The 26,596-nt window shown below is 39.6% G+C and carries 27 protein-coding genes, 1 tRNA gene and 1 CRISPR repeat array; of the genes, 22 read left to right on the forward strand and 6 right to left on the reverse strand.

Annotated features, from left to right (window positions below):
* The first annotated feature begins 5 nt into the window (after positions 1 to 5).
* From cas7c to cas2, 4 genes are read left to right on the forward strand one after another with little or no spacing between them, the layout of a single operon-like run.
* Positions 6 to 857 (forward strand): type I-C CRISPR-associated protein Cas7/Csd2, encoded by an 852-nt coding sequence (gene cas7c / locus ACSAMO_RS08685; RefSeq protein ID WP_022228954.1) that lies wholly within the window; start codon positions 6 to 8, stop codon positions 855 to 857.
* Positions 854 to 1,498, forward strand: a complete 645-nt coding sequence (gene cas4 / locus ACSAMO_RS08690; protein WP_412274748.1) for a CRISPR-associated protein Cas4 — start codon at positions 854 to 856, stop codon at positions 1,496 to 1,498. The genes cas7c and cas4 overlap by 4 nt, the downstream gene beginning before the upstream one ends.
* On the forward strand, positions 1,495 to 2,517 hold the full coding sequence (gene cas1c, locus ACSAMO_RS08695; protein ID WP_499209145.1) for a type I-C CRISPR-associated endonuclease Cas1c: 1,023 nt from the start codon (positions 1,495 to 1,497) through the stop codon (positions 2,515 to 2,517). The genes cas4 and cas1c overlap by 4 nt, the downstream gene beginning before the upstream one ends.
* A gap of 9 nt (positions 2,518 to 2,526) precedes the next feature.
* Positions 2,527 to 2,817, forward strand: coding sequence for a CRISPR-associated endonuclease Cas2 (cas2, locus tag ACSAMO_RS08700; protein WP_022228957.1), 291 nt, complete (start codon positions 2,527 to 2,529; stop codon positions 2,815 to 2,817).
* A gap of 145 nt (positions 2,818 to 2,962) precedes the next feature.
* Positions 2,963 to 4,546: direct repeats of the CRISPR family, unit length 33 nt; unit sequence GTCACGCTCCCCACGGAGCGTGTGAGTTGAAAT.
* Between the two features lie 204 nt (positions 4,547 to 4,750).
* Here cas2 and ACSAMO_RS08705 read toward each other — a convergent pair.
* A complete protein-coding gene (locus ACSAMO_RS08705) occupies positions 4,751 to 5,674 on the reverse strand; it encodes a DMT family transporter (protein ID WP_022229361.1) in 924 nt (307 codons plus the stop codon).
* 181 nt (positions 5,675 to 5,855) lie between these two features.
* Here ACSAMO_RS08705 and ACSAMO_RS08710 point away from each other — a divergent pair, with 181 nt between their 5' ends.
* The 6 genes from ACSAMO_RS08710 (at position 5,856) to ACSAMO_RS08735 (ending at position 11,548) form a co-directional block, all read left to right on the forward strand.
* On the forward strand, positions 5,856 to 7,211 hold the full coding sequence (locus tag ACSAMO_RS08710; protein WP_412274742.1) for an MATE family efflux transporter: 1,356 nt from the start codon (positions 5,856 to 5,858) through the stop codon (positions 7,209 to 7,211).
* 75 nt (positions 7,212 to 7,286) lie between these two features.
* A complete protein-coding gene (gene putP / locus ACSAMO_RS08715) occupies positions 7,287 to 8,846 on the forward strand; it encodes a sodium/proline symporter PutP (RefSeq protein ID WP_499209146.1) in 1,560 nt (519 codons plus the stop codon).
* A gap of 442 nt (positions 8,847 to 9,288) precedes the next feature.
* Entirely contained in the window at positions 9,289 to 9,786 is a 498-nt protein-coding gene (infC, locus tag ACSAMO_RS08720) for a translation initiation factor IF-3 (RefSeq protein ID WP_337599319.1), read from the forward strand.
* A gap of 29 nt (positions 9,787 to 9,815) precedes the next feature.
* Positions 9,816 to 10,019: a 50S ribosomal protein L35 gene (rpmI, locus tag ACSAMO_RS08725; RefSeq protein WP_022229365.1), complete on the forward strand. Its 204-nt coding sequence runs from the start codon at positions 9,816 to 9,818 to the stop codon at positions 10,017 to 10,019.
* A 22-nt stretch (positions 10,020 to 10,041) separates the two neighbouring features.
* The gene (gene rplT / locus ACSAMO_RS08730) at positions 10,042 to 10,395 is read left to right on the forward strand and encodes a 50S ribosomal protein L20 (protein WP_022229366.1); all 354 of its coding nucleotides are present in this window, start codon (positions 10,042 to 10,044) and stop codon (positions 10,393 to 10,395) included.
* Positions 10,396 to 10,528: 133 nt separating this feature from the next.
* Entirely contained in the window at positions 10,529 to 11,548 is a 1,020-nt protein-coding gene (locus ACSAMO_RS08735; RefSeq protein WP_499209147.1) for a GGDEF domain-containing protein, read from the forward strand.
* 43 nt (positions 11,549 to 11,591) lie between these two features.
* Here the strand turns inward: ACSAMO_RS08735 and ACSAMO_RS08740 are convergent, their stop codons facing one another.
* A complete protein-coding gene (locus ACSAMO_RS08740; protein WP_022229368.1) occupies positions 11,592 to 12,188 on the reverse strand; it encodes a DUF5067 domain-containing protein in 597 nt (198 codons plus the stop codon).
* Between the two features lie 159 nt (positions 12,189 to 12,347).
* Here ACSAMO_RS08740 and ACSAMO_RS08745 point away from each other — a divergent pair, with 159 nt between their 5' ends.
* Genes ACSAMO_RS08745 through ACSAMO_RS08755 form a run of 3 tightly spaced genes read left to right on the forward strand, consistent with a single transcriptional unit; the run spans position 12,348 to position 14,867 of the window.
* Complete coding sequence (locus ACSAMO_RS08745) at positions 12,348 to 13,010, forward strand: HAD family hydrolase (RefSeq protein ID WP_308456583.1); 663 nt, start codon at positions 12,348 to 12,350, stop codon at positions 13,008 to 13,010.
* Positions 12,941 to 14,494 (forward strand): 4-alpha-glucanotransferase, encoded by a 1,554-nt coding sequence (gene malQ / locus ACSAMO_RS08750; protein ID WP_482489748.1) that lies wholly within the window; start codon positions 12,941 to 12,943, stop codon positions 14,492 to 14,494. The genes ACSAMO_RS08745 and malQ overlap by 70 nt, the downstream gene beginning before the upstream one ends.
* Entirely contained in the window at positions 14,481 to 14,867 is a 387-nt protein-coding gene (locus ACSAMO_RS08755; RefSeq protein WP_482489711.1) for a DUF4186 domain-containing protein, read from the forward strand. The genes malQ and ACSAMO_RS08755 overlap by 14 nt, the downstream gene beginning before the upstream one ends.
* Positions 14,868 to 14,884: 17 nt before the next feature.
* Here the strand turns inward: ACSAMO_RS08755 and ACSAMO_RS08760 are convergent, their stop codons facing one another.
* Positions 14,885 to 15,481: an immunoglobulin-like domain-containing protein gene (locus ACSAMO_RS08760; RefSeq protein ID WP_482489713.1), complete on the reverse strand. Its 597-nt coding sequence runs from the start codon at positions 15,479 to 15,481 to the stop codon at positions 14,885 to 14,887.
* Between the two features lie 8 nt (positions 15,482 to 15,489).
* Between ACSAMO_RS08760 and ACSAMO_RS08765 the strand changes: the two genes are divergently transcribed.
* Positions 15,490 to 15,765 carry an ABC transporter permease family protein gene (locus tag ACSAMO_RS08765; protein ID WP_337871052.1) on the forward strand — a complete coding sequence of 92 codons (276 nt, stop codon included), beginning with the start codon at positions 15,490 to 15,492 and terminating at the stop codon, positions 15,763 to 15,765.
* A gap of 142 nt (positions 15,766 to 15,907) precedes the next feature.
* Positions 15,908 to 17,086: a glycoside hydrolase family 88 protein gene (locus ACSAMO_RS08770; protein WP_482489715.1), complete on the forward strand. Its 1,179-nt coding sequence runs from the start codon at positions 15,908 to 15,910 to the stop codon at positions 17,084 to 17,086.
* A gap of 63 nt (positions 17,087 to 17,149) precedes the next feature.
* Here ACSAMO_RS08770 and rpsI read toward each other — a convergent pair whose 3' ends face one another.
* Positions 17,150 to 17,545: a 30S ribosomal protein S9 gene (rpsI, locus tag ACSAMO_RS08775; RefSeq protein ID WP_022229376.1), complete on the reverse strand. Its 396-nt coding sequence runs from the start codon at positions 17,543 to 17,545 to the stop codon at positions 17,150 to 17,152.
* A 14-nt stretch (positions 17,546 to 17,559) separates the two neighbouring features.
* On the reverse strand, positions 17,560 to 18,000 hold the full coding sequence (rplM, locus tag ACSAMO_RS08780) for a 50S ribosomal protein L13 (protein ID WP_022229377.1): 441 nt from the start codon (positions 17,998 to 18,000) through the stop codon (positions 17,560 to 17,562).
* Positions 18,001 to 18,273: 273 nt separating this feature from the next.
* On the opposite strand from rplM, the gene ACSAMO_RS08785 reads away from it, so the two are divergent.
* Complete coding sequence (locus ACSAMO_RS08785; RefSeq protein WP_499209148.1) at positions 18,274 to 19,431, forward strand: acyltransferase family protein; 1,158 nt, start codon at positions 18,274 to 18,276, stop codon at positions 19,429 to 19,431.
* A gap of 116 nt (positions 19,432 to 19,547) precedes the next feature.
* A tRNA-Pro gene (locus tag ACSAMO_RS08790) sits at positions 19,548 to 19,624 on the forward strand.
* Positions 19,625 to 19,759: 135 nt separating this feature from the next.
* Here the strand turns inward: ACSAMO_RS08790 and ACSAMO_RS08795 are convergent.
* On the reverse strand, positions 19,760 to 21,118 hold the full coding sequence (locus tag ACSAMO_RS08795; RefSeq protein ID WP_499209149.1) for an MATE family efflux transporter: 1,359 nt from the start codon (positions 21,116 to 21,118) through the stop codon (positions 19,760 to 19,762).
* A gap of 711 nt (positions 21,119 to 21,829) precedes the next feature.
* Here ACSAMO_RS08795 and ilvA point away from each other — a divergent pair.
* Genes ilvA through pgsA form a run of 5 tightly spaced genes read left to right on the forward strand, consistent with a single transcriptional unit; the run spans position 21,830 to position 26,595 of the window.
* Entirely contained in the window at positions 21,830 to 23,038 is a 1,209-nt protein-coding gene (gene ilvA, locus ACSAMO_RS08800; protein ID WP_308456575.1) for a threonine ammonia-lyase, read from the forward strand.
* A 6-nt stretch (positions 23,039 to 23,044) separates the two neighbouring features.
* On the forward strand, positions 23,045 to 24,232 hold the full coding sequence (locus ACSAMO_RS08805; protein ID WP_412579438.1) for an HD domain-containing protein: 1,188 nt from the start codon (positions 23,045 to 23,047) through the stop codon (positions 24,230 to 24,232).
* Positions 24,229 to 24,711: a regulatory protein RecX gene (locus tag ACSAMO_RS08810; RefSeq protein WP_499209150.1), complete on the forward strand. Its 483-nt coding sequence runs from the start codon at positions 24,229 to 24,231 to the stop codon at positions 24,709 to 24,711. The genes ACSAMO_RS08805 and ACSAMO_RS08810 overlap by 4 nt, the downstream gene beginning before the upstream one ends.
* Positions 24,712 to 24,715: 4 nt before the next feature.
* Positions 24,716 to 26,044, forward strand: coding sequence for a 30S ribosomal protein S12 methylthiotransferase RimO (gene rimO, locus ACSAMO_RS08815; RefSeq protein WP_482489725.1), 1,329 nt, complete (start codon positions 24,716 to 24,718; stop codon positions 26,042 to 26,044).
* Positions 26,044 to 26,595 carry a CDP-diacylglycerol--glycerol-3-phosphate 3-phosphatidyltransferase gene (gene pgsA, locus ACSAMO_RS08820; RefSeq protein ID WP_499209151.1) on the forward strand — a complete coding sequence of 184 codons (552 nt, stop codon included), beginning with the start codon at positions 26,044 to 26,046 and terminating at the stop codon, positions 26,593 to 26,595. The genes rimO and pgsA overlap by 1 nt, the downstream gene beginning before the upstream one ends.
* The last annotated feature ends 1 nt before the right edge of the window (position 26,596 follow it).

A 26,596-nucleotide genomic window follows, 5' to 3' on the forward strand; every position in this document is an offset into this window, starting at 1 on the left:
AAATTATGGAACCAATTAAAAACAGATACGAATTTACAGTTATTTTTGATGTAGAAAACGGCAACCCTAACGGTGATCCCGATGCAGGCAATATGCCGAGAATTGATCCCGAAACGTCGGCAGGACTTGTTACAGATGTGTGCTTAAAGAGAAAAATCCGCAACTTTGTGGAAATTTTTAAAGAAGATGAGCCGTATTATAATATTCTTGTAAAGCCTGATAAGGCACTTAACACAAAATTTACGGAGGCATATGAGGCAATAGGCGAAAAGACAGGTCAAAAGGGTAAAAATCCTGAGGCGGTAAGAGCGGCAAGGGATTACATATGTCAAAATTATTTTGATGTAAGAACATTCGGTGCGGTTATGAGTACAGGTAACGACCCATGCGGTATTGTCAGAGGTCCTGTTCAGATTAGTTTTGCAAAGAGTGTTGATCCGATATTTACACAGGATATAACAATTACAAGACAGGCAAGAACAAATGAAAGTGATAGTGCTACTATGGGCAGAAAGAGCATAGTACCGTATGGCTTGTACAGGGCGGACGGATATGTGTCGGCTATGCTTGCACAGAAAATTACTAAGTTTTCGGAAGAAGATCTTGAACTTTTGTGGAAGGCCATTATCAATATGTTTGAACACGACAGAAGTGCCGCAAGAGGTAAAATGTGCGTAAGAAAACTTTATGTATTCAAGCATGATTCCTTACTCGGAAATGCTCCGGCGAATGTGTTGTTTGACAAAATTGTTATCGGCAAAAAAGACGGAGTGGAAGTTCCGAGAAGTTTCAATGATTATGAAATCACTGTCGATAAAAATATGCCTGAAGGAGTAGAACTTCAGGAGAAAGCATGATTAATATAAGGACAATACAGCATTATATGTATTGCCCGAGAAGATTCGGATTGCTTGAAATTGAGAATGCCTGGGCTGAAAATGTTTCGGTTGTGTTGGCGAACATTATGCACGAAAACGTACATTCGGGCAAACACCAATTCAAAAGCAATAACAAGGTTGTTTTAAGCTCGGTTACTTTGTATAATGATGAACTTGATTTGTATGGCGTTGCGGATTGTATAGAGTTTTGCAAAAATAAAGACGGCGTACCGATAGACGGTATTGACGGAAAGTACACTGTCAGACTTGTGGAATACAAGCCTACACAGCCTAAAGACGGCTCTATAAGAGAAACTGACGCGATACAGGTGTTTGCTCAAAAATTGTGTGCGGACTATATTTGGAAATGCAACAGTGAGGGGTGCATATATTATGCCGATACAAGAAAACGTGTGAAAATGCCGTTTGATGAGGAGTACGACAGGTATAAAGCATTGCTTGATGATTTGGTCGGTAAAATGCAAAACGTAATGGAAAGCGGTGTTATTCCTCCAAAAATAAAAGGTCAAAAGTGCAGTGGTTGCTCGATTAAAGATTTGTGTATGCCTAAAACGAAAAAGTACAGCATTAAACAGCTTATTGAGGAGGATTGCGTATGAGAAAACTTTTGAATACTTTGTATGTCACGAATGAAAATATATACATGACTCTCGACGGCGAAAATGTTGTATGTAAGGAAAATAATGAAGTTAAATTACGACTTCCGTTTTCAAATGTTGAGGCAATATTTTGTTTCAGCTATCTTGGCTGTTCGCCTGCACTCATGGGGAAGTGTGCCGATTACGGCATACCTATTAACTTCATATCTCCGTCAGGCAGATTTTTGGCTCGCGTGCAGGGTGCGTCACACGGAAATGTGTTGCTGAGAAAACGTCAATACGAACTTTTTTCAAAACCGCCTGCACTTTTAAGACAAAATACCGTTGCCGCAAAATTGGCGAATACAAAAAGTGTTGTGAAAAGAACGCTTAAAGATTATCCGCAAATTGATGAGGACGGCAAGCTGACTCATTGTATAGAACGCTTGGACGGTTGTATTAAAAGCGTGTATATCACAGATGATTATGACGGCATACTCGGTACGGAGGGGAACGGTGCAAAGGCATATTTTGATGTGTTTGACAGCCTTATTCTTCATCAAAAAGACGATTTCTGTTTTGCAATGAGAAGTAAAAGACCTCCGCTCGATAGGGTGAATGCAATGTTGTCGTTTTTATATACGATTTTTACCCGTGAATATGCGGCGGCACTTGAAAGTGTGGGGTTGGACAGTTATATGGGATTTTATCATTCGCTTCGCCCCGGACGTGAATCGCTTGCGTGCGATTTGGTCGAGGAGGGGAGATGTATTGTTGAAAGATTTGTGTTGACATTAATAAATCTTAAAATTATTAAACCCGAAGATTTTGACGTACAGTTAAGCGGTGCAGTTTTCTTGAATGATGGCGGTAGGAAAAAGGTGCTCTCAAAATGGCAGGAGAAAAAACGTACCGATATGATACATCCGTATTTGAAGGAAAAAATTCCTATGGGACTTTTGCCGTATGTGCAAAGTATGTTGCTTGCAAAATTTGTGCGTGGTGAAATTGACGAGTATCCGTGTTATTTGGCGAAGTAGGTGATATTGATGATGACTTTGGTAAGTTATGATGTGTCAACTGTCGATGCGGCAGGTAGGAAAAGACTTCGCAAGGTTGCAAAGGAATGTGTTAATTACGGACAAAGAGTGCAAAATTCTGTGTTTGAAGTTGATGTTGATTACGGAACATTCTTGAAATTAAAAGATAGACTTATGAAAATTATTGATGAAGAACAAGATAGCCTTCGATTCTATTATTTGGGTAATAATTGGAAGAGGAGAGTGGAGCATATAGGTGCAAAGGAAACATATGACCCTGAGGGCAGTTTGATTTTGTGAGCGAACGTGCAGTGATATTGGTTTTATATGGAGGTTCGCTGAAAAAATAATACATATTATGTAAAAAATATCGCTTTTTAAAGTGATTTTTAGTAAAATGTCCGCTCTGTTGTGGTGGTGTGACTTCACATATACAATATGTAGAGTCACGCTCCCCACGGAGCGTGTGAGTTGAAATGGGTTAAAATTCCTATTAATTGATAGTCAACCGACGTCACGCTCCCCACGGAGCGTGTGAGTTGAAATTTTAAATTGCTTTTTTGCTATGCGGTGAGTGGTAAGTCACGCTCCCCACGGAGCGTGTGAGTTGAAATTTTTGTTTAAATACGTAAACGGTACCCGAAAACGGTCACGCTCCCCACGGAGCGTGTGAGTTGAAATACGGATACACCATATCCGAAAAAAAACTATAGTTAGTCACGCTCCCCACGGAGCGTGTGAGTTGAAATCGCGAAAATGGTAGTATTTTATTACCTATTGACGAGTCACGCTCCCCACGGAGCGTGTGAGTTGAAATGCTTTAAACTGTATCAGTGAACTATCTAAAACGGGTCACGCTCCCCACGGAGCGTGTGAGTTGAAATTTCTTTTATATCGGCGGTATAAAACCGCCGATATGTCACGCTCCCCACGGAGCGTGTGAGTTGAAATTTTATAACCATAGCACATATAACATTCTCGGCGTGTCACGCTCCCCACGGAGCGTGTGAGTTGAAATATAAATATTAGCAGTGAAAGAGAGGTAAAACATATGTCACGCTCCCCACGGAGCGTGTGAGTTGAAATGAAAAACCGTCATACAGAGATAATCTCGAAAGAAGTCACGCTCCCCACGGAGCGTGTGAGTTGAAATCCTTATGCTGTTTGTATGCCCCAATCTAATCCGGGTCACGCTCCCCACGGAGCGTGTGAGTTGAAATAAAGATAATGGTGTCCGAGTTATGTCCGCTATAGGTCACGCTCCCCACGGAGCGTGTGAGTTGAAATTTTGGACATAATAGTGGACAAGCTGCAAGTCACGTCACGCTCCCCACGGAGCGTGTGAGTTGAAATTATGACGGTGCAGAACTCATTTAATCGTGAAATCAGTCACGCTCCCCACGGAGCGTGTGAGTTGAAATACTCTGATACTGCAATCAGTAAACGTTTTAAATATGTCACGCTCCCCACGGAGCGTGTGAGTTGAAATATCCAAATCTGCCACCATATGTGGTGGCACTCTGGTCACGCTCCCCACGGAGCGTGTGAGTTGAAATTTTTCTATTGCCATTTCCGAGAAATATGATTTTAGTCACGCTCCCCACGGAGCGTGTGAGTTGAAATTACTTTATGTACTCTAATCGTATTTTTTATGAAAGTCACGCTCCCCACGGAGCGTGTGAGTTGAAATCGCCTATGACGCATTGACAGGCGGACAAGTCGAAGTCACGCTCCCCACGGAGCGTGTGAGTTGAAATCGTAATATTCAAAATGCCGAAATATTTATTGTATCGTCACGCTCCCCACGGAGCGTGTGAGTTGAAATCTTGTACAATAGCTCTGCATACGTTTTATTGTATCGTCACGCTCCCCACGGAGCGTGTGAGTTGAAATTTGCATTGCTCTGGACGTCATCGGACGGTTAGTGGTCACGCTCCCCACGGAGCGTGTGAGTTGAAATATGAAAAGGTAGAAAAACGGTGAAAAATAAGGACTTGTTACGCTCCCCACGGAGCGTGTGAGTGGGGACGTCGGGATGCCGTCCCGTATAAAATAGTAATTACAGAAAATAGGGGATAAGTGGCAGATTACCGCCTTACGGAGCCACCACTCCGTCATTGTGTGCCTTATCTCCTCAAGGAGAGGTATAAAAGACTACATTAATGGGAACCGGTGACGAAGTCGACTAAGTGGCAAACAAAAAACGGGCGGTGAATAACCGCCCGAAGAATAACTAATTTTTAGATTTATTAACCATAAATATACCGACTGAAACAAGGACAAGTGCTACAAGACCCTGAACACCGAAAGCCTGATTTTTCTCACCGAGAAAAACAGCCGAAAGGATAACGCCGAAAATCGGATTTGTAAAACCGAAAACGGCAACTTTACCGACAGGGTTATATTTAAGCAATATTCCCCACAAAGTATATGCTACAGCTGAAATCATCGCCATATATATAAGAAGTGCGATAGATGCAAGAGTAAATCCGGAAATCTTACCGCCTGTTGCTATTCCGACAACGACAAGAATAATACCGCCTAAAAAGAACTGATAACCGCTAAGAACCACAGGGTTTTCATCTTTAGAATATTTTTTAATCATACCCGATGAAAGTGCATAAGCTGCCGCTGAAAGCAATATAGCACCTTCACCGGAAAGTTTTATACTCATATCAAAACCACCGTTCGCAAGGTTAATTACAACAACTCCTAAAAATCCTACAACACATCCCAAAACTTTTAAAACCGTCATTTTTTCGTACTTGAATATAAATACTGCGAATAATATTGAAAGAAATACGTTTGCGGCATTTATAATAGAAGATTTTACGCCTGATGTATTCGCCAAGCCTATGTAGAAAAACACATACTGCAAAACTGTTTGCACCATAGAAAGTTTAAAAACAGAAAAAAGTGATTCTTTTTTCGGTACAAGTATTTTTTTGCTTAAAATACTTCCGAAAAGAATTGTAAGTATACCGGCAAGTGTGAAACGAATACCGGCAAAAAGAAATTGTGAGCCGACCGCACCGGACGGAATGTTAAACATCTGATAACCTATTTTAATACAAGGAAAAGCACTTCCCCAAAGCAGACAGCATATAATCGCAAGTCCGCAGACGACAGGTGTTTTTGTTAATAATTTTTTATTCATAATATTACCCTCCTCAAAAAAACAACCATTCGATTGTACCACAAAATCACAATTAAAACAAGAAAAATTTTTGGTTTTTTATAACTTTTGCGATTATTTGATAATTTTTGAAAAAAGTATTGAAAAATAAAAACATTGTGCTATAATAGTTCAGGCATTAAACAAAGAGAGGAGATTACATATGACTAACGATATGACTAAGGGCAGTCCGATAAAGTTGATATTAAGCTTTATGGTACCGCTTCTTATAGGTAATATATTTCAGCAGTTCTATAATATGGCGGATACGATTATTGTCGGAAGAACCATAAGTGTTGAGGCACTTGCGGCGGTTGGTGCGACAGGTTCAATCTCATTTTTGATTGTGGGATTTGTGCAAGGTGTGACGAGCGGTTTTGCGGTTATAACCGCACAGAGATTCGGTGCAGGCAGTGAAAACGGCGTAAGGCGTTCTGTTGCGACAAGCATTATTTTAGGTATAGCCGTAACGATTGTTATGACTGCGATAAGCGTATTGGCGGCAAGACCGCTTTTGGAGATTATGAAAACTCCGTCCGACATTATAGACGATTCGTACAACTACATAATAGTAATTTTTGAAGGTATTGCGGCAGCGGTATTTTTCAACTTGTTTTCAAGTATACTCCGTTCGCTCGGCGACAGTAAAACACCGCTTGTATTCTTGATAATCGCAAGTATTATCAATATTATACTTGACTTTGTATTTATTCTTACATTTAAAATGGGTGTTGCCGGTGCGGGTTGGGCAACTGTTATCGCACAATTTATTTCGGGTATATTGTGCTTTGTATACAGTTTGAAAAAATTCCCGATTCTAAGACTTACAAAGCACGATTGGAAATTCTCTTGGAAATTTGCTTGGCAACACCTTGAAGTCGGCTTGCCTATGGCGTTTCAGTTTTCGATAACCGCCATCGGTACAATGGTAATCCAATCGGCACTTAATTCGCTCGGTTCAACTGCCGTTGCGGCATTTACAGCCGGTTCGAAAATAGACCAATTTGCAACACAGCCCCTTGCGTCATTGGGCGTTGCGGTTGCGACATACACCGCACAAAATTACGGCGCAAGAGAGCTTGAAAGAATTAAAAAAGGTGTGACGGGTGCGGCGATTATCGCAACGGTTTGCGGTATTGTAGGCGGATTTGTTGTTATTACGTTCGCAAAACCGCTTGTTGCATTGTTTGTCGGCAGCGGTCAGAATGAAGTTATGTCGCTTTCAAAAGAATACCTTGTTCTAAACGGCGTATTCTATGTGATACTCGGTTTACTGTTCGTTTACAGAAATGCTCTGCAAGGTATAGGCAGTAGTATGATTGCGTTTTTCGGCGGTGTTTGGGAACTGGTTATGCGTTCGCTTGTTGCATTTGTGCTTGTGTCGTATTTGAAGTTTGCGGCGGTATGTATTGCGTCACCTGTTGCGTGGTTTGGGGCGACAATTTGGCTTATGATTGCTTACTTCATTATCATAAATCGCATTATTAAAAAAGCAAATTTCGCTAAAATTAATTATTGATATATATTTAATATTGCAAACTTTATCCTTTTTTGATATAATGAGTAGTATATTTAAAAAAAGAGAGGTATTAATATGACATCACAAAGTATAATACAGGGTATTGTATTACTTCTGTATCTTATCGCTATGGTAATGGTCGGATTTGTTTTCTACAAAAAAAATTCAACACATTCCGATTATGTACTTGGCGGACGCGGTATGAACGTTTGGGTAACGTCACTAAGTGCGCAGGCTTCGGATATGAGCGGTTGGCTGTTGATGGGACTTCCGGGTACTGCATATTTGTTGGGTTCGGGTGCTACAAACGCAATTTGGACTGCAATAGGTCTTGCACTCGGTACATATTTTAACTGGTTAATCGTTGCAAAACCGCTTAGAAAATATACACAGATTGCAGGCAATTCAATCACAATTCCAGACTTTCTGCAAAACAGATTTCATTCAAAATCAAACGTGCTCCGTATATTCTCGGCGTTGTTTATTTTGATATTCTTTACGGTTTATACATCGTCAATGTTTGCGGCAGGTGCTAATTTGTTTGATTATGTATTCGGTATCGGATATATACCTGCACTTATTTTGAGCGTTGTCGTTGTAACGGCATATACATTCCTTGGCGGATTTAAAGCGGTTTGTTGGACAGACTTGTTTCAGGGATTGCTTATGTTTGCCGCAATAATCGTTGTACCTTGCTTTATGTATAAAGGTCTTACTTCAAATACATTTGAATGGTCGGAAATCGGTAAAATTACACTTGGTGTATCGGAAGGTTTCGGTGCAATGGGTATAGTCAGTGCTATTGCGTGGGGACTTGGATATTTCGGTCAGCCGCATATCCTTACAAGATTTATGGCCATAAAGTCATCAAAGGATATTAAGCCTGCAAGAAGAATTGCTATGGTTTGGGTTATTGTAAGTCTTGCTATGGCTGTATTGGTTGGTATATTGGCATCGCCGTATATTCAATATATGTTCAAAACAGGTCAGATTACAGACCCTTCATCACTTAGCATTTTGAATGCAAACGGTATGCTTGAGGGCGCAAATACACAGAAAGTATTTATGGTACTTGTACAGAATATGTTCCCGACAGTTATTGCGGGATTGTTGCTTTCGGCTGTACTTGCGGCTATTATGTCAACAGCCGATTCACAGCTTCTTGTTGCGTCATCATCATTCTCATCGGATATATACAACACGCTTTTCAACAAGAATGCTTCGGAAAAGACATTGCTTAACGTAAGCCGTATCACGATTGTGGTTGTTGCAATTATAGCTTGCTTGCTTGCACTTGACCCTAATTCATCGGTGTTTGAAATCGTTGCTCACGCATGGGCAGGTTTCGGTGCGGCATTCGGTCCGGTTATTCTTTGCAGCCTGTTCTGGAAACGCTGTAATGAATACGGTGCATTGTCAGGTGTTATATCCGGCGGTGCGGTAGCACTTTTGTGGGCATATGTTCCGACTGCTATATGGGGTGCGGATAATCTTCCGGGTATATTTACCGTATATGAAATTATTCCTGGATTTATTGTATCGCTTGCACTTATCTTTATAGTGTCACTTGCCACAAAAGCTCCGTCAAAGGAAGTTATAGAAGAATTTGAATCGGTTAAAACAGCAGATGTATAAGAGACAGGCAGTCGGCGTTTGCCGACTGCCAAAAAATCACATCATAAGATGTGATTTTTTAGTTTTTTTAGAGAAAAATCATAAAGTTCCTCCGAAGTCGAAACTTTAGATTTTAAGTCATTTCTGTCGCGCAGGTCGCCAGAAATGATTATAACTTGAGGTTGCACCTCAAACTCCCAAGAATAAAGAAAACAAAACCATAAAGGTTTTGTTTTGTATGCGGATTTTTTGAAAATATTTAATAAAAATGCTTGACAGAGAATAAATAATCTGATATAATATCTCAGAAAAGAAAACAAGCAGAACAATCCGTTCTCACCGTACGGCGAAGGCTTTGCGGTAAATATACAGATACTTTAGGTATCGGTGTATTGTGCGGGTGCGTTTTGCAGCCGTTTTTTGTTTATGTTTTAAGGAGGGATTAACAATTAGTAAGAATGATTTGCAGATTAACGAACAAATTCGTGATAACGAAATTCGAGTTGTTTCAGCTGATGGCGAACAGCTTGGCGTAATGAGTGCAAAAGAGGCACAGGATATTGCGTATGAAAAGGGAATGGATTTGGTTAAGATTGCTCCGCAGGCAAAGCCGCCGGTATGCAAGATTATGGACTACGGAAAGTACAAGTTTGAGCTTAACAAGCGTGAAAAGGAAAACAGAAAGAACCAAAAGGTTATTAACATCAAAGAGGTTCAGCTTTCACCGTCTATCGATACAAATGATTTCAATACGAAGTGTAATCATGCAATAAAGTTCCTTAAAAAGGGCGATAAGGTAAAGGTTATAGTTCGTTTCAGAGGTCGAGAGGTAAGTCATTCACAGATTGGTTATACCTTGCTTGAAAGATTTGCAGAACAGGCTAAAGAAGCCGGAACTGTTGAAAAACCGGCTAAGCTTGAGGGCAGAAATATGACAATGTTTCTTGCTCCCTTGTCATAATATTATTTAATTCGGAAGGAGTGTGCATTATGGCTAAGACTAAGATAAAGACTCACAGAGGCGCCGCTAAGAGATTCAACGTAACTAAGAATGGTAAGGTTAAGATGAACAAGGCGTTCAGAAGACACATTTTGAACAAAAAGACAACTAAGAGAAAAAGACATCTAAGAAAGCAAGCTTACTGCTCAAAGGCTAACGCAGCAGTTATTAAAAAGCTTATTCCTTACAAATAATTCGAAAGAGAGGTAGAAACTAATGGCAAGAGTAAAAGGTGCATTAAATACAAGAAAAAGACATAAGAAGATATTAAAGCTTGCTAAGGGCTTCAGAGGTGCTGAAAGCAAGCAATTCAGAATTGCTAACCAAGCTGTTATGCGTTCAATGCAAAATGCTTATGTAGGCAGAAAAAGAAGAAAGAGAGATTTCCGTCGTCTTTGGATTACAAGAATCTCTGCTGCTTGTAAGCAAAACGGTATGAACTATTCAACATTTATGAACGGTCTTAAGAAGTCAGGTATCGAAATGAACAGAAAGATGCTTTCTGAAATCGCTATCGCTGACAGCGTTGCATTCGCAAAGCTTGTTGAAACAGCTAAGGCTGCTCTTTAATTTGGAGTACATTGTGACAGATTTTCAATCTGTCACTTTTTTTATGCAAAAAATGAAAAATAATTCTAAATTAATCTTGTTTTTGTCGAAAGAAACGTGTATAATATACTCATAGAGAATAGGGAGATATATTATGAAAATTAAAGACAATGTTAAAAGTGTTTACACACAGATTATTGTCTTATGTGAAATATTCCATATTTCGTTTCTATTTATATTTAAGCATTTTTCAATGCAGATACCGCTTATGTACAACATCGGCAGTGTGATATTTTATATATTAATGCTGTTTGTTGTACTGAAAGGGTATTATCGTGTTTGTATTGTACTGGTGCATTTGGAAGTATCGGCGTTTGTTACGGTGACGGTTCTAAATGGCGGATATTCGTTGGATTTTGCCTTGTATTTGATTGCTATGGCAACATTTGTGTATTTTAATCCGTTTAAACATCGGAGTGTAACATATATATTTTCGATATGTGAGGTAATATTGTATATAGGTTTGACGTTGCATTGCCGTCATGTTTATTCGGAGGCGGAAGTGCAGATTGTTTCTGTTACTATATACAATACCGTTTTGGCAGTCGGAATTATATTGATAGGTGCGTACATATCGGACGTATCGGCAACTGTAACGCATAGAAAGCTCGTTGATGAAAACAAGACTCTTAACAATCTTGCAAATTACGACCAACTTACAGGCTTGCAAAGCCGAAGAATGTTTATGGAACGAATTAAGGACAGCGAGGACAATAAATCTGTGGTCATTTGTATCGGTGATATTGATGATTTCAAAAAAATAAACGATACATACGGTCATTTATGCGGTGACTATGTACTGCAGAATATTTCGGAGATTATGAGAAAATCGCTCGGCTTGGAGAATGTTGATATATGCAGGTGGGGCGGTGAAGAATTTGTGTTTATGTTCTGTAATGATGATATTGACAGTGCATTTGTAAAAGTTGAAAACTTAAGAAAAACTATCGAAAATAAAAATTTTGTTTATGAAAATAACAATATTTCCGTTACGATGACGTTCGGAATTATCGAACGTGATAGCGGTAAAGTCGATGATGTTCTTCTTAAAAGTGCCGATAAATTGCTGTACAGAGGAAAAATTAACGGTAAAAATGTGGTTGTTAAAGCATAATAAAAAATATCTCTGCATTGTGCAGAGATATTTTTTATTTGTTTTAGAAATTAAATGTCTTTGTAACGAATGATTCGTCGTCTGAAGAGAACGGCTGAACTGTTATTTCAAGCGGTGACGACTTACTGTCAAGCTTGTACGCTTTTTGAACAGTAATTGTTTCACCCGGAGCAATATTTTGTGAAAGTGTAAGAAGTTCCACACCGTCCACGCCGATTACTGTTGCAGGAGCTAATGAAGAACCGTTTTGTTCGGCGATGACGTCATATACTCCGCTGAATGATTGGTCTGAATCGGTTTTGTTTGTAAATTCAAATGACACAACAACAACGTCGCTGTCATCATAATTGATAAGTTTTGCTTCCTCGATAGAAATATCATTGTTGCTTACTTCGCCCGAATAGCTGTCCGCTTTTGTATCTGATTTTGCCTCTGTACCTTCGACTGCCGCCATATCGACATTCTTTGAATAGTCCTGACCGTCAAGAGTTTCTGTTGCACTGCCGTTTTCGTATGCACCCGACGCATCTGCCTGCGCAGTCTGCTGAGGTGTTGTATTTGTATTTTCTGTCTTTTTACCGCAGCCCGCAACTGACATTGCAAGAATTAATGCGGCAATAACGATTAAACTTTTTTTCATATTTACATATCCTTTCTTCAAAAAACAATTTTGTAGAAGCTTTAATGATATACTATCACAGTGTTTTTTAAAAATCAAGCATATCAAGAAAAATTCATAATCTATTCACATTGACATAATAGTTTTCAAGATATATAATTAACATAATGAGGTGATTTTATGAGTAATATTAAAGCGTGTATATTTGATCTTGACGGTACGCTTACAAATACGATAAATGCTATTGCACATTTTGGTAATATTGCACTTGCGGCATTCGGTTTGCCCGAAATTCCGGTAGAGGATTATAAAATATATGTCGGTGACGGCAGAGATAAACTTATTCACAGAATGCTCGGAGTTTACGGCAAGGATAATGCGGAAATGTTTGAAAAAGTGCGTGATGTGTATGACGAAAATTATGAAAATGATTATCTTTATGATACGGACGCGTATGACGGAATAAGAGAATTGCTTGAAGAACTGAAAGAGAACGGCATAAAAATTGCGGTATGCTCAAATAAACCGGATAATGTCGTGCATTTTGTTACCGATAATATTTTCGGTGAAAATTATTTTGACGCGGTGCATGGAGTTATTGACGGTATGCCGACAAAACCCAATCCTTTTACGGCGCTTGAAATAGCGAAAAAACTCGGTGTAAAGCCGTCAGAGTGTCTGTTCTTGGGTGACACCAATGTTGATATATTTACAGCGAAAAATGCCGAAATGACATCGGTCGGAGTGCTTTGGGGATTCAGAACAAGAAATGAATTGGTACAAGCCGGTGCAGACTATATTGCGGAAAATCCACATGTAATTTTACAACTTATCGGGAGGTAGAAGAAATGAGAAAAAGCGGTATTTTAATGCACATATCATCGTTGCCGTCTGATTACGGTATCGGTACAATGGGCAAAGAGGCATATAAATTTGTGGATTTTTTAAAGAGTGCAAAACAAAAGTGTTGGCAGATTCTGCCGATTGGTCCGACAAGTTACGGCGATTCGCCGTATCAGTCGTTTTCAACGAATGCAGGCAATCCGTATTTTATAGATATGGATATTTTGAGTGAAGAAGGTCTTTTGAAAAAATCGGACTATTCAAAGCTTGATTGGGGCAAAGACAGAAAAAATGTTGACTACGAAACAATTTATGAAAATCGTTTTAAGGTTTTGAAAATTGCTTTTGAAGAATTTAAAAAAGGTGATTTGTCGGAATTTTACGACTTCTTGCAGAAAAACGAAAGATGGATTTCAAACTATGCGTTGTTTATGAGCATAAAGAATGAAAATGACGGCAAGTCTTGGCTTGAATGGGAGGACGGACTAAGAAAACGTGATTCTCATTCGTTATGGGAATTTAAGTCGTCGCATGAAGATGACGTTATGTTTTGGGAGTTTGTGCAGTTTAAATTTTTTGAACAGTGGAACAAACTTAAAAAGTATGCCAATGACAACGGTGTGTCGATAATCGGCGATATTCCGATTTACGTTGCGCTTGACAGTGCGGAAGTGTGGGTATATCCCGATTTATTTGAACTTGATGAAAATCTTGTGCCGAAAGCTGTTGCAGGTTGTCCGCCGGACGCATTTTCTCCGACAGGTCAGCTTTGGGGAAATCCGCTGTATAATTGGGACAGGCACAGAGAATGCGGCTTTAATTGGTGGATAGACAGAATAAAGAGTGCAACGTCATTGTATGATGTTGTTCGTATCGACCATTTCAGAGGATTTGAGGGGTATTATTCGATTCCTTACGGGGATAAAACCGCCGAAAACGGTCAGTGGCTGAAAGGTCCGGGAATTGAATTGTTCAATGCCGTTAAAAATGAATTGGGCGATTTGCCGATTATAGCGGAGGATTTGGGATTTTTGACGGAGGACGTGCATAAGCTGTTGAGGGATTCGGGTTTTCCGGGTATGAAAGTGCTTGAATTTGCATTTGATCCGCGTGAAGAAAGTAATTATTTGCCGTATACATATAATTCAAACAGTGTTGTCTATGTCGGCACGCACGATAATAATACAGTGCTTGGTTGGATTGATGAGCTTGACGAAGATACACTTGAATTTTGTAAAAAGTACATTGATTCGGAGGATGATATTGTTTGGAAACTCATTAAAACCGCTATGGCAAGTGTGAGCGATACGGCGATAATTCAAATGCAGGATTATCTTGAACTCGGCAGTGAGGCAAGAATGAATACACCGTCTGTACTCGGCGGCAACTGGCAGTGGAGAATGGGTAAGAATGATTTGACTGACAAACTCGCAAAGAAAATTGCCGATATAACCTGTACATACGGAAGATATGAAAGACAGTGATTTTATGCAGACGATTGAACAGGCACTTTTAAAGTTGGAAAAGTCAAAGTTCAGAAGTAGTTTTAAGCTGAAAGAAAAGGATAGGGAGTATGTAAAAAATAAAGGTATGGATACTGTGCGTTCACACGCACGCGACTTTGTTCGTGACAGACTTGCACCGTCATTTATTGCAAATGACGGCAAGCAAACACCCATGCGCGGACACCCTGTGTTTATCGCACAGCACGCAACGGCGTGCTGCTGCCGCGGTTGCCTTAACAAGTGGTACAGAATACCGAAAAATGTTGAACTTACTCTTGTCCAACAAGAAAAAATAGTGAATTTGCTTATGGCTTGGATTGAAAAACAAATGAAAAATACACCTATCGAATGATAGGTGTATTTTTTGTGTTATTGCAATACATTTGTAAGTGGTGTCATATCCTTGTCCCATGCAAATATTGAAACTGATTTGTCGGAGGTGATACCTGCAAATGAAATTGTTTGTTCTGCTTTTGAATCAAGTGTAACGGTTTGAAGTTTAGCCGTGTTAAGAGTATCATTGTCGTTGTATACGCCGACTGTAACCTGTATAGTTAAGCTGTCCGAAGAATTGTTCTTAACTGTTACGTTCATACCGTTGTCGTCAAAAGTTTTGCTCAATTTTACTGTTTCTTCACCCGGAACAGAAAGACGGAAGTCTTTATAAACTGTAAAGCTGTCTGTTTTATTTGTGATTTGTGCCGTCATTGTAACGTCTGTCGCTTTTGATGAACCGTAGAATGTACCGTCATTGCCGATAACCGATGTATCGGAAGATGTCCATGTTACTTCTGCATCGTCTGAAGTGATTTGCGGCAAAGTGATGTTTTGCTCTACACATTCCGGTGTGCTTGTAAGTTTATCGATTGTGATTGACGCTACGGCACTGTCAACGGCTGTATCAGCCATTCTTTCAATTTCGTACAGTTTTAGCGATTTAATATTTACAAAATCGGTCGGGGTCATATCCTTGTTTGCCGCGAAACGAACATAAACCGTCTATCGCAACAATGATATTGTTCTCATTCGTATGGACATGGAACGACTATATGAGTCCGTACTTGTACATATCGGATATAAACAAACAAATGCTTTCTGTAGGTATTAAGTTGTTTTCAGCCGGACAAGTTCAGGATTACGGTTCACAAATGGCGGCGGCTACACTTGTATTGCTGCCGATAATCGTAGTATTCCTGTTCTGTCAGAGATTCTTTATTGAAAACGCTACATCTTCGGGAGTTAAAGGATAATTAAAGAGGTAGACTGAATAGGCAAGCCTATATTTTCGGCTTGCCTATTGTTATACATTCAATTTATTGACATTAAATTATTGCTATTGAAATAACTTGGCCGTGTTGGTATAATTATTATATAAGGAGTGTGATTTTAAGTATGATAACTATGGAAGAATTACAAGGCTATCCGGTGGCTGATGATAAAGAAATTCGTGACGCACACAATAAGGCGGTTTCGCTTATTGAACATAATGTTGACGAGTTTTTTGACTGTTTTCCGGGTGCAAACAGTGAAAATAATTTTTACAGGCAAACAGAAAATACAGACTGGACAGAGGGTTTTTGGACCGGTGAATTGTGGCTTGCTTATGAGAGTAACAAAGACGATAAATTAAAGGAAGCGGCACTTTGTCAAGTGGACAACTTCCTTTACAGAATAGAACATCATATTAATACCGACCATCACGATATGGGCTTTTTGTACAGCCCGTCTTGCGTTGCGGCATATAAGCTTACAGGCAGTGAAGTTGGTAAACGTGCGGCACTTTTGGCGGCGGATAATTTGATGAAACGTTTTCACGAAAAAGGTCAGTTCTTTCAGGCGTGGGGCAAAATAGGCGATAAGGACAATTACAGACTTATAATAGATTGTCTTATGAATATGCCGTTGCTTTTCTGGGCGAGCAAGGTGACAGGTGATAAAAAGTATGAAGAAAAAGCACAGGCGCATATAAAAACAGCGATGGAAAATATCGTGCGTGACGATAATTCGACATATCATACATATTTCTTTGATATGGAAACAGGTAAACCCACAAAGGGTGTTACTTGTCAGGGTAATCGTGACGGCTCGGCTTGGGCGAGAGGTCAGGCTTGGGGAATATACGGCAGTGCGGTTGCGTATTCTAAAACAGGAAATAAAGAATATTTGGATATATTTAAACGTGTAACAAAATATTTTATGGAACATTTGCCGAAGGATTTAGTGCCTTATTGGGACTTTGATTTTGATACCGGCAGTGATGAACCGCGTGATTCTTCAGCAGGTGTTATAGCGGTATGCGGTATGCTTGAAATGGCTAAATATCTTGATAAAGATGAGGCTGAATATTATACGCAGACGGCTAAAAGATTGCTTAAAGCAATTATTGATAATTGTGCCGTTAAAGACAGTAAAGAGTCTAACGGACTTTTACTTCACGGTACATACGCAAAGAAAACACCGCATAATACATGTAATAACGGTGGTGTTGATGAGTGTAATACGTGGGGAGATTATTTCTATATGGAGGCACTTACACGTCTGACAAGAGACTGGGATCCGGATTGGTTTTAGTATATAGACAATAAAAAAATACCGTAGTCGTAAGACTGCGGTATTTTTGATATGTCGTAAAACTTATCTCTTTGAGAACTGTGGAGCACGACGAGCGGCTTTTAGACCGTACTTCTTTCTTTCCTTCATTCTTGAGTCTCTTGTAAGGAAGCCTGCTGACTTAAGGTCTGCTCTGTAAGCTTCTGTATCAACTTCAAGAAGTGCTCTTGAGATACCGTGACGGATTGCACCGGCTTGACCTGTGAAACCACCGCCTTCAACTTTTGCGATTACGTCGAACTTATCTGTTGTCTTTGTAAGTTCAAGTGGCTGACGAACGATAAGCTTTAGTGTATCAAGACCAAAGTATTCATCGATTGTTCTGCCGTTTATTGTGATTTTTCCGTTGCCCGGAACAAGACGAACTCTTGCAACAGAAGATTTTCTTCTACCTGTACCGTAGTATTGTTCTTTAGCCATTTATATTGTCCTCCTTACTTTATTTCGCCTGTCCAAGCGATTGGATTTTGTGCTTGATGATCATGTTCTGTACCCTTGTAAACACGAAGTCTTGTAAGAGCTTTTCTTCCGATTGTGTTGTTTGGAAGCATACCGTTTACAGCGTACATAACAGCCTTTTCAGGTTCTTCTGCCATAAGCTTGTTGTAGTGGATTTCTTTAATTCCGCCTACCCAGCCTGTGTGGTAGTAACGAACCTTTTGGTTAAGCTTATTACCTGTAAGGATAATCTTATCAGCATTGATAACGATAACGTGGTCACCGCAATCTACGTTTGGTGTAAATGTAGGTAAGTGCTTACCTCTTAAAATGCTTGCAACTGTTGCAGCAACACGACCAAGTGGCTTGTCAGCTGCATCAACAACATACCACTTTCTTTCTACGTCTTGTGGCTTTTGCAAATAGCTTGAATTCATAGTTGTGTCCTCCTATACTTAATCTATTCATGTTAAAGCTTACTTCTTTAACTCACAACGGCTATTTTACTATGTTTTTTGATTGTTGTCAACACTTTTTGAAAAATTTTTAATAAATTAAATAACAATCTCTTATTTTCTCTTTATTTCTCATTAATACTCTTTAAATCACAACTTTCATTTTAAAAGTTGCTGTATTATTTTGTTCACTTGACTAATAATATTTTATGACATATAATAAGAATATACGACAAAAAGTATTGGGGTGAAGTGATGAACAAGGTAAAAGAACAGATTAAATTTGATTTTGCGAACAACTGTTTTGATGTGCTTAGACTGTACAGTGCGTTTTACGTTATGACTCTGCACATATTCAGACATATAAGATTACAGGAAGTGTCGCCTGTATTTGATTGGTGGAACGGTGTCGTTGTACTGTTTTGCATAAGCGGTTTTTTGGTTCCGGCATCTATGGAGAGAAGTAAAAACACGTGGGAGTTTTTGAAAAAACGTGTACTTAGAATAATTCCGTCGCTGTGGGTGTGTATAATTGTCGGAGTGATTGTTGCGGCGGCATTTTGCGGGTTTGTGCTGAACAAGACTTTTGTGACGTGGTTTCTGGGACAGCTTGTTTTTATACGGGATTTGCCACAACCGGATTTTATAAGTAATTTCGGAATAGGAAATTTTCAAGCAAATCTTTGGACAATGATATTTACAGTCCAGTTTTACATTATTACTGCGATAATATACAGATTTTTAAAAAATCGAAAACTGTGGGTATGGATATTTGTAATGATACTGTCTATGGCACTTAATCTTGTTGTGCCACACTTACAGGAAATATTGCCCGAAGCGGGACGGTTGATCATCTCACATTCGTGTATGCCGTATTTTTATATGTATTTTGCAGGTTGGTTTATGTACCGCTATCGTGAAAAAATCGTGCCGATACTTTCAAAAACAAAAATATTGTGTGTGATTTTGTTTATTGCCCGTGCGATTTATTGCGACAGGTTCGGCGTGAGGATAGGCGAGTATATGGATATGATTCAAGTGCTTTTGCTTTGCCTTATGACTGTCGGTTTCGGTTACAGTTTCGGTAAAATCAGATTTAAGTTTGATTTGTCGTACGGATTGTATTTGTATCATATGGTTGTTGTTGATATATTCGTGCAAATCGGTTTGGTGGGTAATATGGGATATGTTGCGGCGGTTTATGCTATTGCTGTGTTGTGTGCGCTTATATCGCATTATCTTGTAGACGATACCGTTGCGCATATATTTAATAAGAAGAAACCGAGTTTGGACGAAGTAAAAGAAGAAAAAATTGAAGAAAAAATTGAAGAAAAAATTGAAGAAAAAATTGAAGAAAAACAAATTGTTAAACAACCTGTTTCGGTTGCAGACGATGATGAAACTGATTTTTAAAAAGACGGAGCAATCCGTCTTTTTACTTTGTAAAAAATATTGGATTAATTTTGTTTTGGTGGTTGACTTTGCGGAAGAGTGGTGGTATAATAATTTATGTTGTTTATAGGTCATATCGGGATGTGGCTCAGTTTGGTAGAGCACTACGTTCGGGACGTAGGGGCCGCAGGTTCAAATCCTGTCATCCCGACCAAAAACGGCAAACAAATCGCATTATTATGCGGTTTGTTTTTTTTATTGCCAAATTTGAGCAGAAATAATACTAATCAGAGGTGATAAAAGAATCTATGCTAAATAAATATCCCCCGGTATAGCCGGGGGATATTTACTATTCTCCTAAATGTTTAATTATCTTGTTATACATATGTTTAAAGAATAACAATGATAACGTCAATGAGCCGATTTCGGCAATGTTGAATGACCACCAAACTGCGTGGATACCGCCGAATTTTGCAAGGATATATGCTGACGGAAGAAGTATGATAAGCTGACGTGTTATAGAAATCATCATACTTAAAAAGCCGTGTCCCAATGCTTGCAGGCTTGATGAAATAACTATACATATACCTGCAAATGCAAAGCTGAGGCTGATTACTCTCAATGCCGGAATACCGATTTCAAGCATATGGTCTGATGCATCAAACAATTTCAAAAGTACATCGGGCATAAATTGGAACAGCATAATTCCTATAAGCATAATACAAACCGCATACATAATTGCGAGCTTAATGGTTTTTGTAAGACGTTTTTTGTTTTGTGCGCCGTAGTTATATGAAACAATCGGCACCATACCGTTATTAAGACCGAATACAGGCATAAATACAAAACTGTTAAGTTTAAAGTATACACCGAATACCGCAACGGCAGTTGATGAAAAAGTGATAAGAATTTTATTCATACCGAAAGTCATTGCAGAGCCGACTGACGACATAATTATTGAAGGAATACCGACAGAAAGAATGTTCTTTACAAATATAATCTGCGGTTTAAAACCTTTAAAGCTGATATGTACATCGGGATTTTTGGTAAGGTTAAATGTAATCGCAAGAATTGCCGCACATATTTGACCTGTTACAGTCGCAATCGCCGCACCGGCAACACCCATTTTCGGCATACCGAACAAACCGAAAATTAATATAGGATCGAGTATGATATTGATAATTGCACCTGTTGACTGTGTTATCATTGTGAATATTGTTCGTCCTGTGGATTGAAGGATTCTTTCAAAACCAATCTGCATAAATATACCGAATGACATAAGCAGACAAATTCTTGTATATTCAATACCCATATTTGCAATATCGCCTGCACCCGCTTGTGCAAGAAAAAACGGCTTTGTTACGAAAATTCCTATAAGTAAAAATAAAACATATCCGAGAACTTCTATAAATATACCGTTTTCGGCGGTCTTGTTTGCCGCTTCAAACTTTTTTTCGCCGAGTGCGCGTGAAAGCATTGCGTTTATACCTACCCCTGTTCCGACTGCTACGGAAATCATAAGGTTTTGCATTGGAAATGCCATTGAAACGGCTGTCAATGCGTCTTCGGAAAGTCTTGATACGAATATACTGTCGACTATGTTATAAAGTGCTTGCACTATCATTGATATAACCATAGGCAGTGACATTGTTACAAGCAGCTTGTTTACAGGCATTGTACCCATTTTATTTTCTTTCGGTTGTTCCATTTATTGTGACTCCTTTCGATTTTTATATGCAACTTCTTTATTATACTATATTTTGTGGCGGTTTGCAAGGGAAGGTGAGGGAATGGTGGGATTTTTGTGTATGGTAAGTGGGCGACCAATGGTCGCCCCTACGAAATGAGGGGTAGGGGGAAAAGTGTGTAGGGGCGGTCATTGGCCGCCCGAGTGGGAAGTGTATGGGATAACGGGCGACCAATGGTCGCCCCTACGAAACGAGAGGGAAGAGAGAAAAATGTGTAGGGGCGGTCATTGGCCGCCCGAGTGGGAAGTGTATGGGATAACGGGCGACCAATGGTCGCCCCTACGAAACGAGAGGGAAGAGAGAAAAATGTGTAGGGGCGGTCATTGGCCGCCCGAGTGGGAAGTGTATGGGATAACGGGCGACCAATAGTCGCCCATGCGAAATGAGGGTAGGGCGGTCATATGCCACCGAACGGGAAGTGTATGGGATAACGGGCGACCGATGGTCGCCCCTACGAAACGAAGGGAAAAAGAGGGGAGTGTGTAGGGGCGGTCATTGACCGCCCGAATGGAAAGCATATGAAGAAAAAGGATGGTGAGGAGGGGAGATAGTGAATTATTTTGTGAATAATATAATGATTTTGCATATAAATAAAATCTGCTATTGAAAAATAGATATAATTGCGGTATAATTATAAGATAAGGAAAAGTAAGAAAGGACTTGCGAAAAAAATGGATTTGGAATTAAAAGAAATTGAACTTGCGGCTAAACGTCTTGAGCCGACTATTCACAGAACTAAGATTGAATCATCTAAAACTTTCTCTGACATGACAGGCGGAGAGATATATTTAAAATTTGAGAACCAACAGAAAACAGGTTCATTTAAAATAAGAGGTGCGTCAAATAAGATTGCCGCACTTGTTGAAAGAGGCGAAATTACTTCAGCCGTTGCTTCATCTGCCGGCAACCATGCACAAGGTGTGGCATATGCGTCACACGTTCACAACATTCCCGCAACTATCGTTATGCCGAAGTCTGCTCCTATCGCTAAGGTGAGTGCGACAGAGGGTTACGGTGCCAAGGTAGTGCTTTACGGAGATTGTTATGACGACGCTTACAAAAAAGCGGTTGAAATTCAAGAAAAAGAGGGTGCAACTTTCCTTCACCCATATGACGATCTTGAAGTTATGGCAGGACAAGGTACAATCGGTATAGAAATTCTTGAGGATTTACCTACTGTTGATATGGTACTTGTACCGGCTGGCGGCGGCGGTCTTTTGGCCGGTGTTGCGGCTTGCATAAAGCAAATCAATCCGCGTGTACAAATTATAGGTGTACAAGCTGAGGGCGCTCCTGCAATTTACAATTCATTTAAAGAGAAAAAACACGTTACTACCGATTCTGCCGTTACTATCGCAGACGGTATTGCGGTTAAAATACCGGGTGACAAAACTGTTGAACTTATCAACAAGTATGCAGATGATGTTGTAACGGTATCAGATGCGGAAATCTCAGAGGCTATTTTACTGCTTCTTGAAAGAACAAAGCAAGTTGTTGAACCTGCCGGTGCTACACCGCTTGCGGCTGTTCTTAACAACAAGGTTGACGTTAAGGGTAAGAAAATCGCTTGCGTACTTTCTGGCGGTAACATTGATGTTAGCTTTATTCACAGAATTATCGAACTTGGTCTTGTTACGCGTGAGAGAAAGCTTAAATTCAAGACTACACTTCTTGATATTCCGGGAAGTTTGGAACATCTTTCACACATTCTTGCCGAGGCAAACGCAAATATCGTAATGGTACAGCACGACAGATTGAGTGCAGACCTTGATCCGAACGAGGCAATTATTCATATTGCTTGTGAAGTCGGCGGCAGAGAACACGGCGAAAGAGTTATTAAGGTACTTGAAAAGAACGGTTATAATATTGTGATGGAGTAAAATTAAATGATTAAAAAATCTCTTATTTCTCTGATGTATGAGGCGGCATCTATTCAGCGTTGGAACGACCATATACGTCCTTGGACCGGCTTTACGGAGCTTGACAAGCAGGCACACAAGATGTTTTATGCTTATGTGCTTGCAAAGTGTGAGGGCGAAAGCGTTAATATGATAAAGCTTATTGAGGGCGGAATATTTGAGTTTTTCCACAGAATTGTGCTTACTGACATTAAACCGCCTATTTATCATAAACTTGTAAAAGAAAAAGGCTTTCAAATAGATAATTGGGTACTTTCCGAGCTTGAAGAACATATGGACGGTATCGGCGGCGGTTTCTTTGAGAGAATGAAAAAGTATTATCTTGATAAAGATTACGCATCTCTTGAAAAACAGATTTTAAAAGCCGCACATTACCATGCAAGCAACTGGGAATTTAAAATAATTTACCCTATGAATCCGCAGACTTTCGGTATAGAACAGGTTAAAACCGAAATGGCACAGGGATTGGCGGCTTGCGATACTTTTCACGGCTTCAGATATTTTGCCGGAAGTAAGTATCTTCAAGAGTTTTTGTCGCTTATAGGAAAGCTGAGATACCAACAAAGGTGGGCAAAAGCGGTAAGAATGCCCGAAACTTTTGTTATGGGGCATATGCTTGTCGTTGCGATTTTGTCGTACTTTATGTCGCTTGAACTTGACAATCCTTGCAGAAAACGTCTTGAAAACAACTTCTTTTCGGGGCTTTTTCACGATTTACCCGAGGTTTTGACAAGGGATATTGTGTCACCGGTAAAGAACAGCGTCAAGGGTTTGGACAGCATAATCAGTGAAATAGAAGATGAACAAATGCGTGAAGTTATTTATCCGCTTTTACCGCCTGCTTGGCACAGGGAGATAGAGTATTACACGCAGAATGAATTTGACTCTAAAATTATTGATGACGGCGAAATCAATATGGTTACGTCGGACTTGATAAACGAAAAGTATAATGAAGACAAATACAATCCGATAGACGGACAGATTATACGCGGATGTGACCACCTTTCCGCATACATTGAGGCATATATGTCGCTTAGCTATGGCATTAAGTCAGAGCAAATGCAGAGCGGATATGACCATTTGAAAGGCAAATACAAGGATAAGGTTATCGGCGGAATTAATTTTGGAGAATTATTTGATTACTTTGTATTATGAGATATAACAGAGAAAAAAAAGAACTGACCTTTGATGAGGCTAAAGACAAGGCTTTGAGATTGCTTGAATTTCGTTCGCACAGTGAGCGTGAACTTTCGGATAAGCTGAAAAGAGCCGGTGCAAAGGAAGAAGATATAGATGAAATTCTTGAATTTTGCAGAAATTACGGCTTTTTGGACGACAGAAAGTATGCGATTGCAAAGGCAAAGGATTTAAAGAATTTGAAAAAATACGGTAAAAGACGTATTAAGTCCGAGCTTTACAGCAAGGGTATAGATGCGGAATACGTTGAGGAGGCGGTTTCGTATCTTGATGAGGACGAAGAAGATATGCTTTTGCCTCTTGTTGAAAAAAGGCTTAAAGGTGACTTTGAAAAGAAAAACATTGATAAATGTATACGATATTTTATGTACAGAGGTTACGGCTTTTCTGACATTAAAAATTGTATAGATAATATAAAAGAAAAATATGGAGAGTAAACTTATGTATAACATCGGTCTTGTTTCGCTTGGCTGTGCGAAAAATCAGACAGATGCCGAAATTATGCTCGGTATATTGGCAAATGACGGTTTTAATATAACGTATAATCCGTCGGACGCCGATGTCATAATCGTAAATACTTGCGGTTTTATCGAGTCGGCTAAACAGGAATCAATAGACGCTATACTTGAAATGGCTCAATACAAAAACGGAAGATGCCGATTGCTTATTGCGACAGGTTGCTTGGCAGAACGATACAGCGGTGATATTTTAATCGAACTGCCCGAGGTTGACGCAATAGTCGGAACAGGTGATTATGATAAAATCGCGGAGGTTATCCGCGAGGCGTTTAAGGGCGAAAAGCCTGTAATATGCGGTCATAATGACAGAACTCCGGATGAACGGCTTCCGCGAATTTTGTCAACACCGTCATATACGGCATATTTGAAAATTGCCGACGGTTGTGACAATAACTGTACTTATTGTGCTATTCCTATGATTAGAGGACATTTTAGGAGCAGAAAAATTGAAGATATAGTTGAAGAAGCTGAAAATCTTGCGAAAAACGGTGTTAAGGAACTTATACTTATTGCACAGGATACTTCACGTTACGGAAAAGATTTGTACGGCGAATATTCGCTTGATAAGTTGCTTGAAAAACTTGTCACGGTTGACGGTATCAAGTGGATAAGAGTGCATTATTTCTATCCCGAGGCTATTACGGACAGTCTTATTGATACAATGGCTAAATATGATAAAATATGCAATTATATCGATATGCCCGTACAGCATGGCAACAATGAGATTTTAAGACGTATGGCAAGACGTACAACTCAAGAACAAATGGTTGAGAGAATCAATAAAATAAGAGAAAAAATGCCTGACTGCACAATCAGAACGTCTATAATTGTAGGTTTTCCGGGTGAAACTGAGGAACAGTTTAACGACCTTTATGAATTTGTTAAAAAGGTGCGTTTTGACAGAATGGGTGCTTTCACATATTCACAGGAAGAAGATACTCCTGCGGCTGATTTTCCGAATCAGGTTGATGAGGAAATCAAGGAAGAACGTCTTGACAGACTTATGACACTTCAACAGGGAATATCGCTTGAACTTAACAAGGCTAAGCTTGGCAAAACACTTGAAGTTTTGGTTGAGGGATACGATGAAGAAAGCTTCTTGTTCTACGGCAGAAGTCGCGGCGACAGTATTGATGTTGACGGAAAAGTATATTTTGCAACGGAGGAAGAAGTTACTCCGGGCGATATTATAAAAGTGAAAATTCTTGACGCAGATGAATATGACCTTACAGGTCAAGCGGAGGTGATTTGATGAATACAGCTAATAAAATTACAATGATTCGTGTAGTGCTTGTACCGATATTTATGGTGTTGTTTATGATAGATAACGTAACGTGTCATTATGCGGCACTTGGTGTTTTTGTACTTGCGTCGATAACTGACGCGATAGACGGTCACGTTGCGAGAAAGTATAATCAAGTCACGACTTTCGGCAAATTCGTCGATCCGCTTGCAGATAAGGTGCTTACAACAGCGGCATTTTTGATATTGATGTACTATGATCGTATGAGTGTGTGGGCGTTGATGATTGTGCTTGTAAGAGAATTTGCGGTTGCGGGCATAAGACTTGTTGCGGCAGGCGAGGGCAAGGTTGTTGCCGCAAGTATGTGGGGCAAACTTAAAACCGTTACGCAAATGGTTGCAATTATCGTTGCAATGCTTTTGCTTCCGATTCAGAATACATTCTTAGGTGTACACCCTAAATTGATTTCAGATATACTTATTTGGATTTCGGTTGTATTCACAATAATTTCGGGTGTGGACTATATAGCAAAGAATTGGAACTTGATGGAAATGAAATAAA

It is taken from the genome of Ructibacterium sp. SJQ-7 (assembly GCF_054696575.1).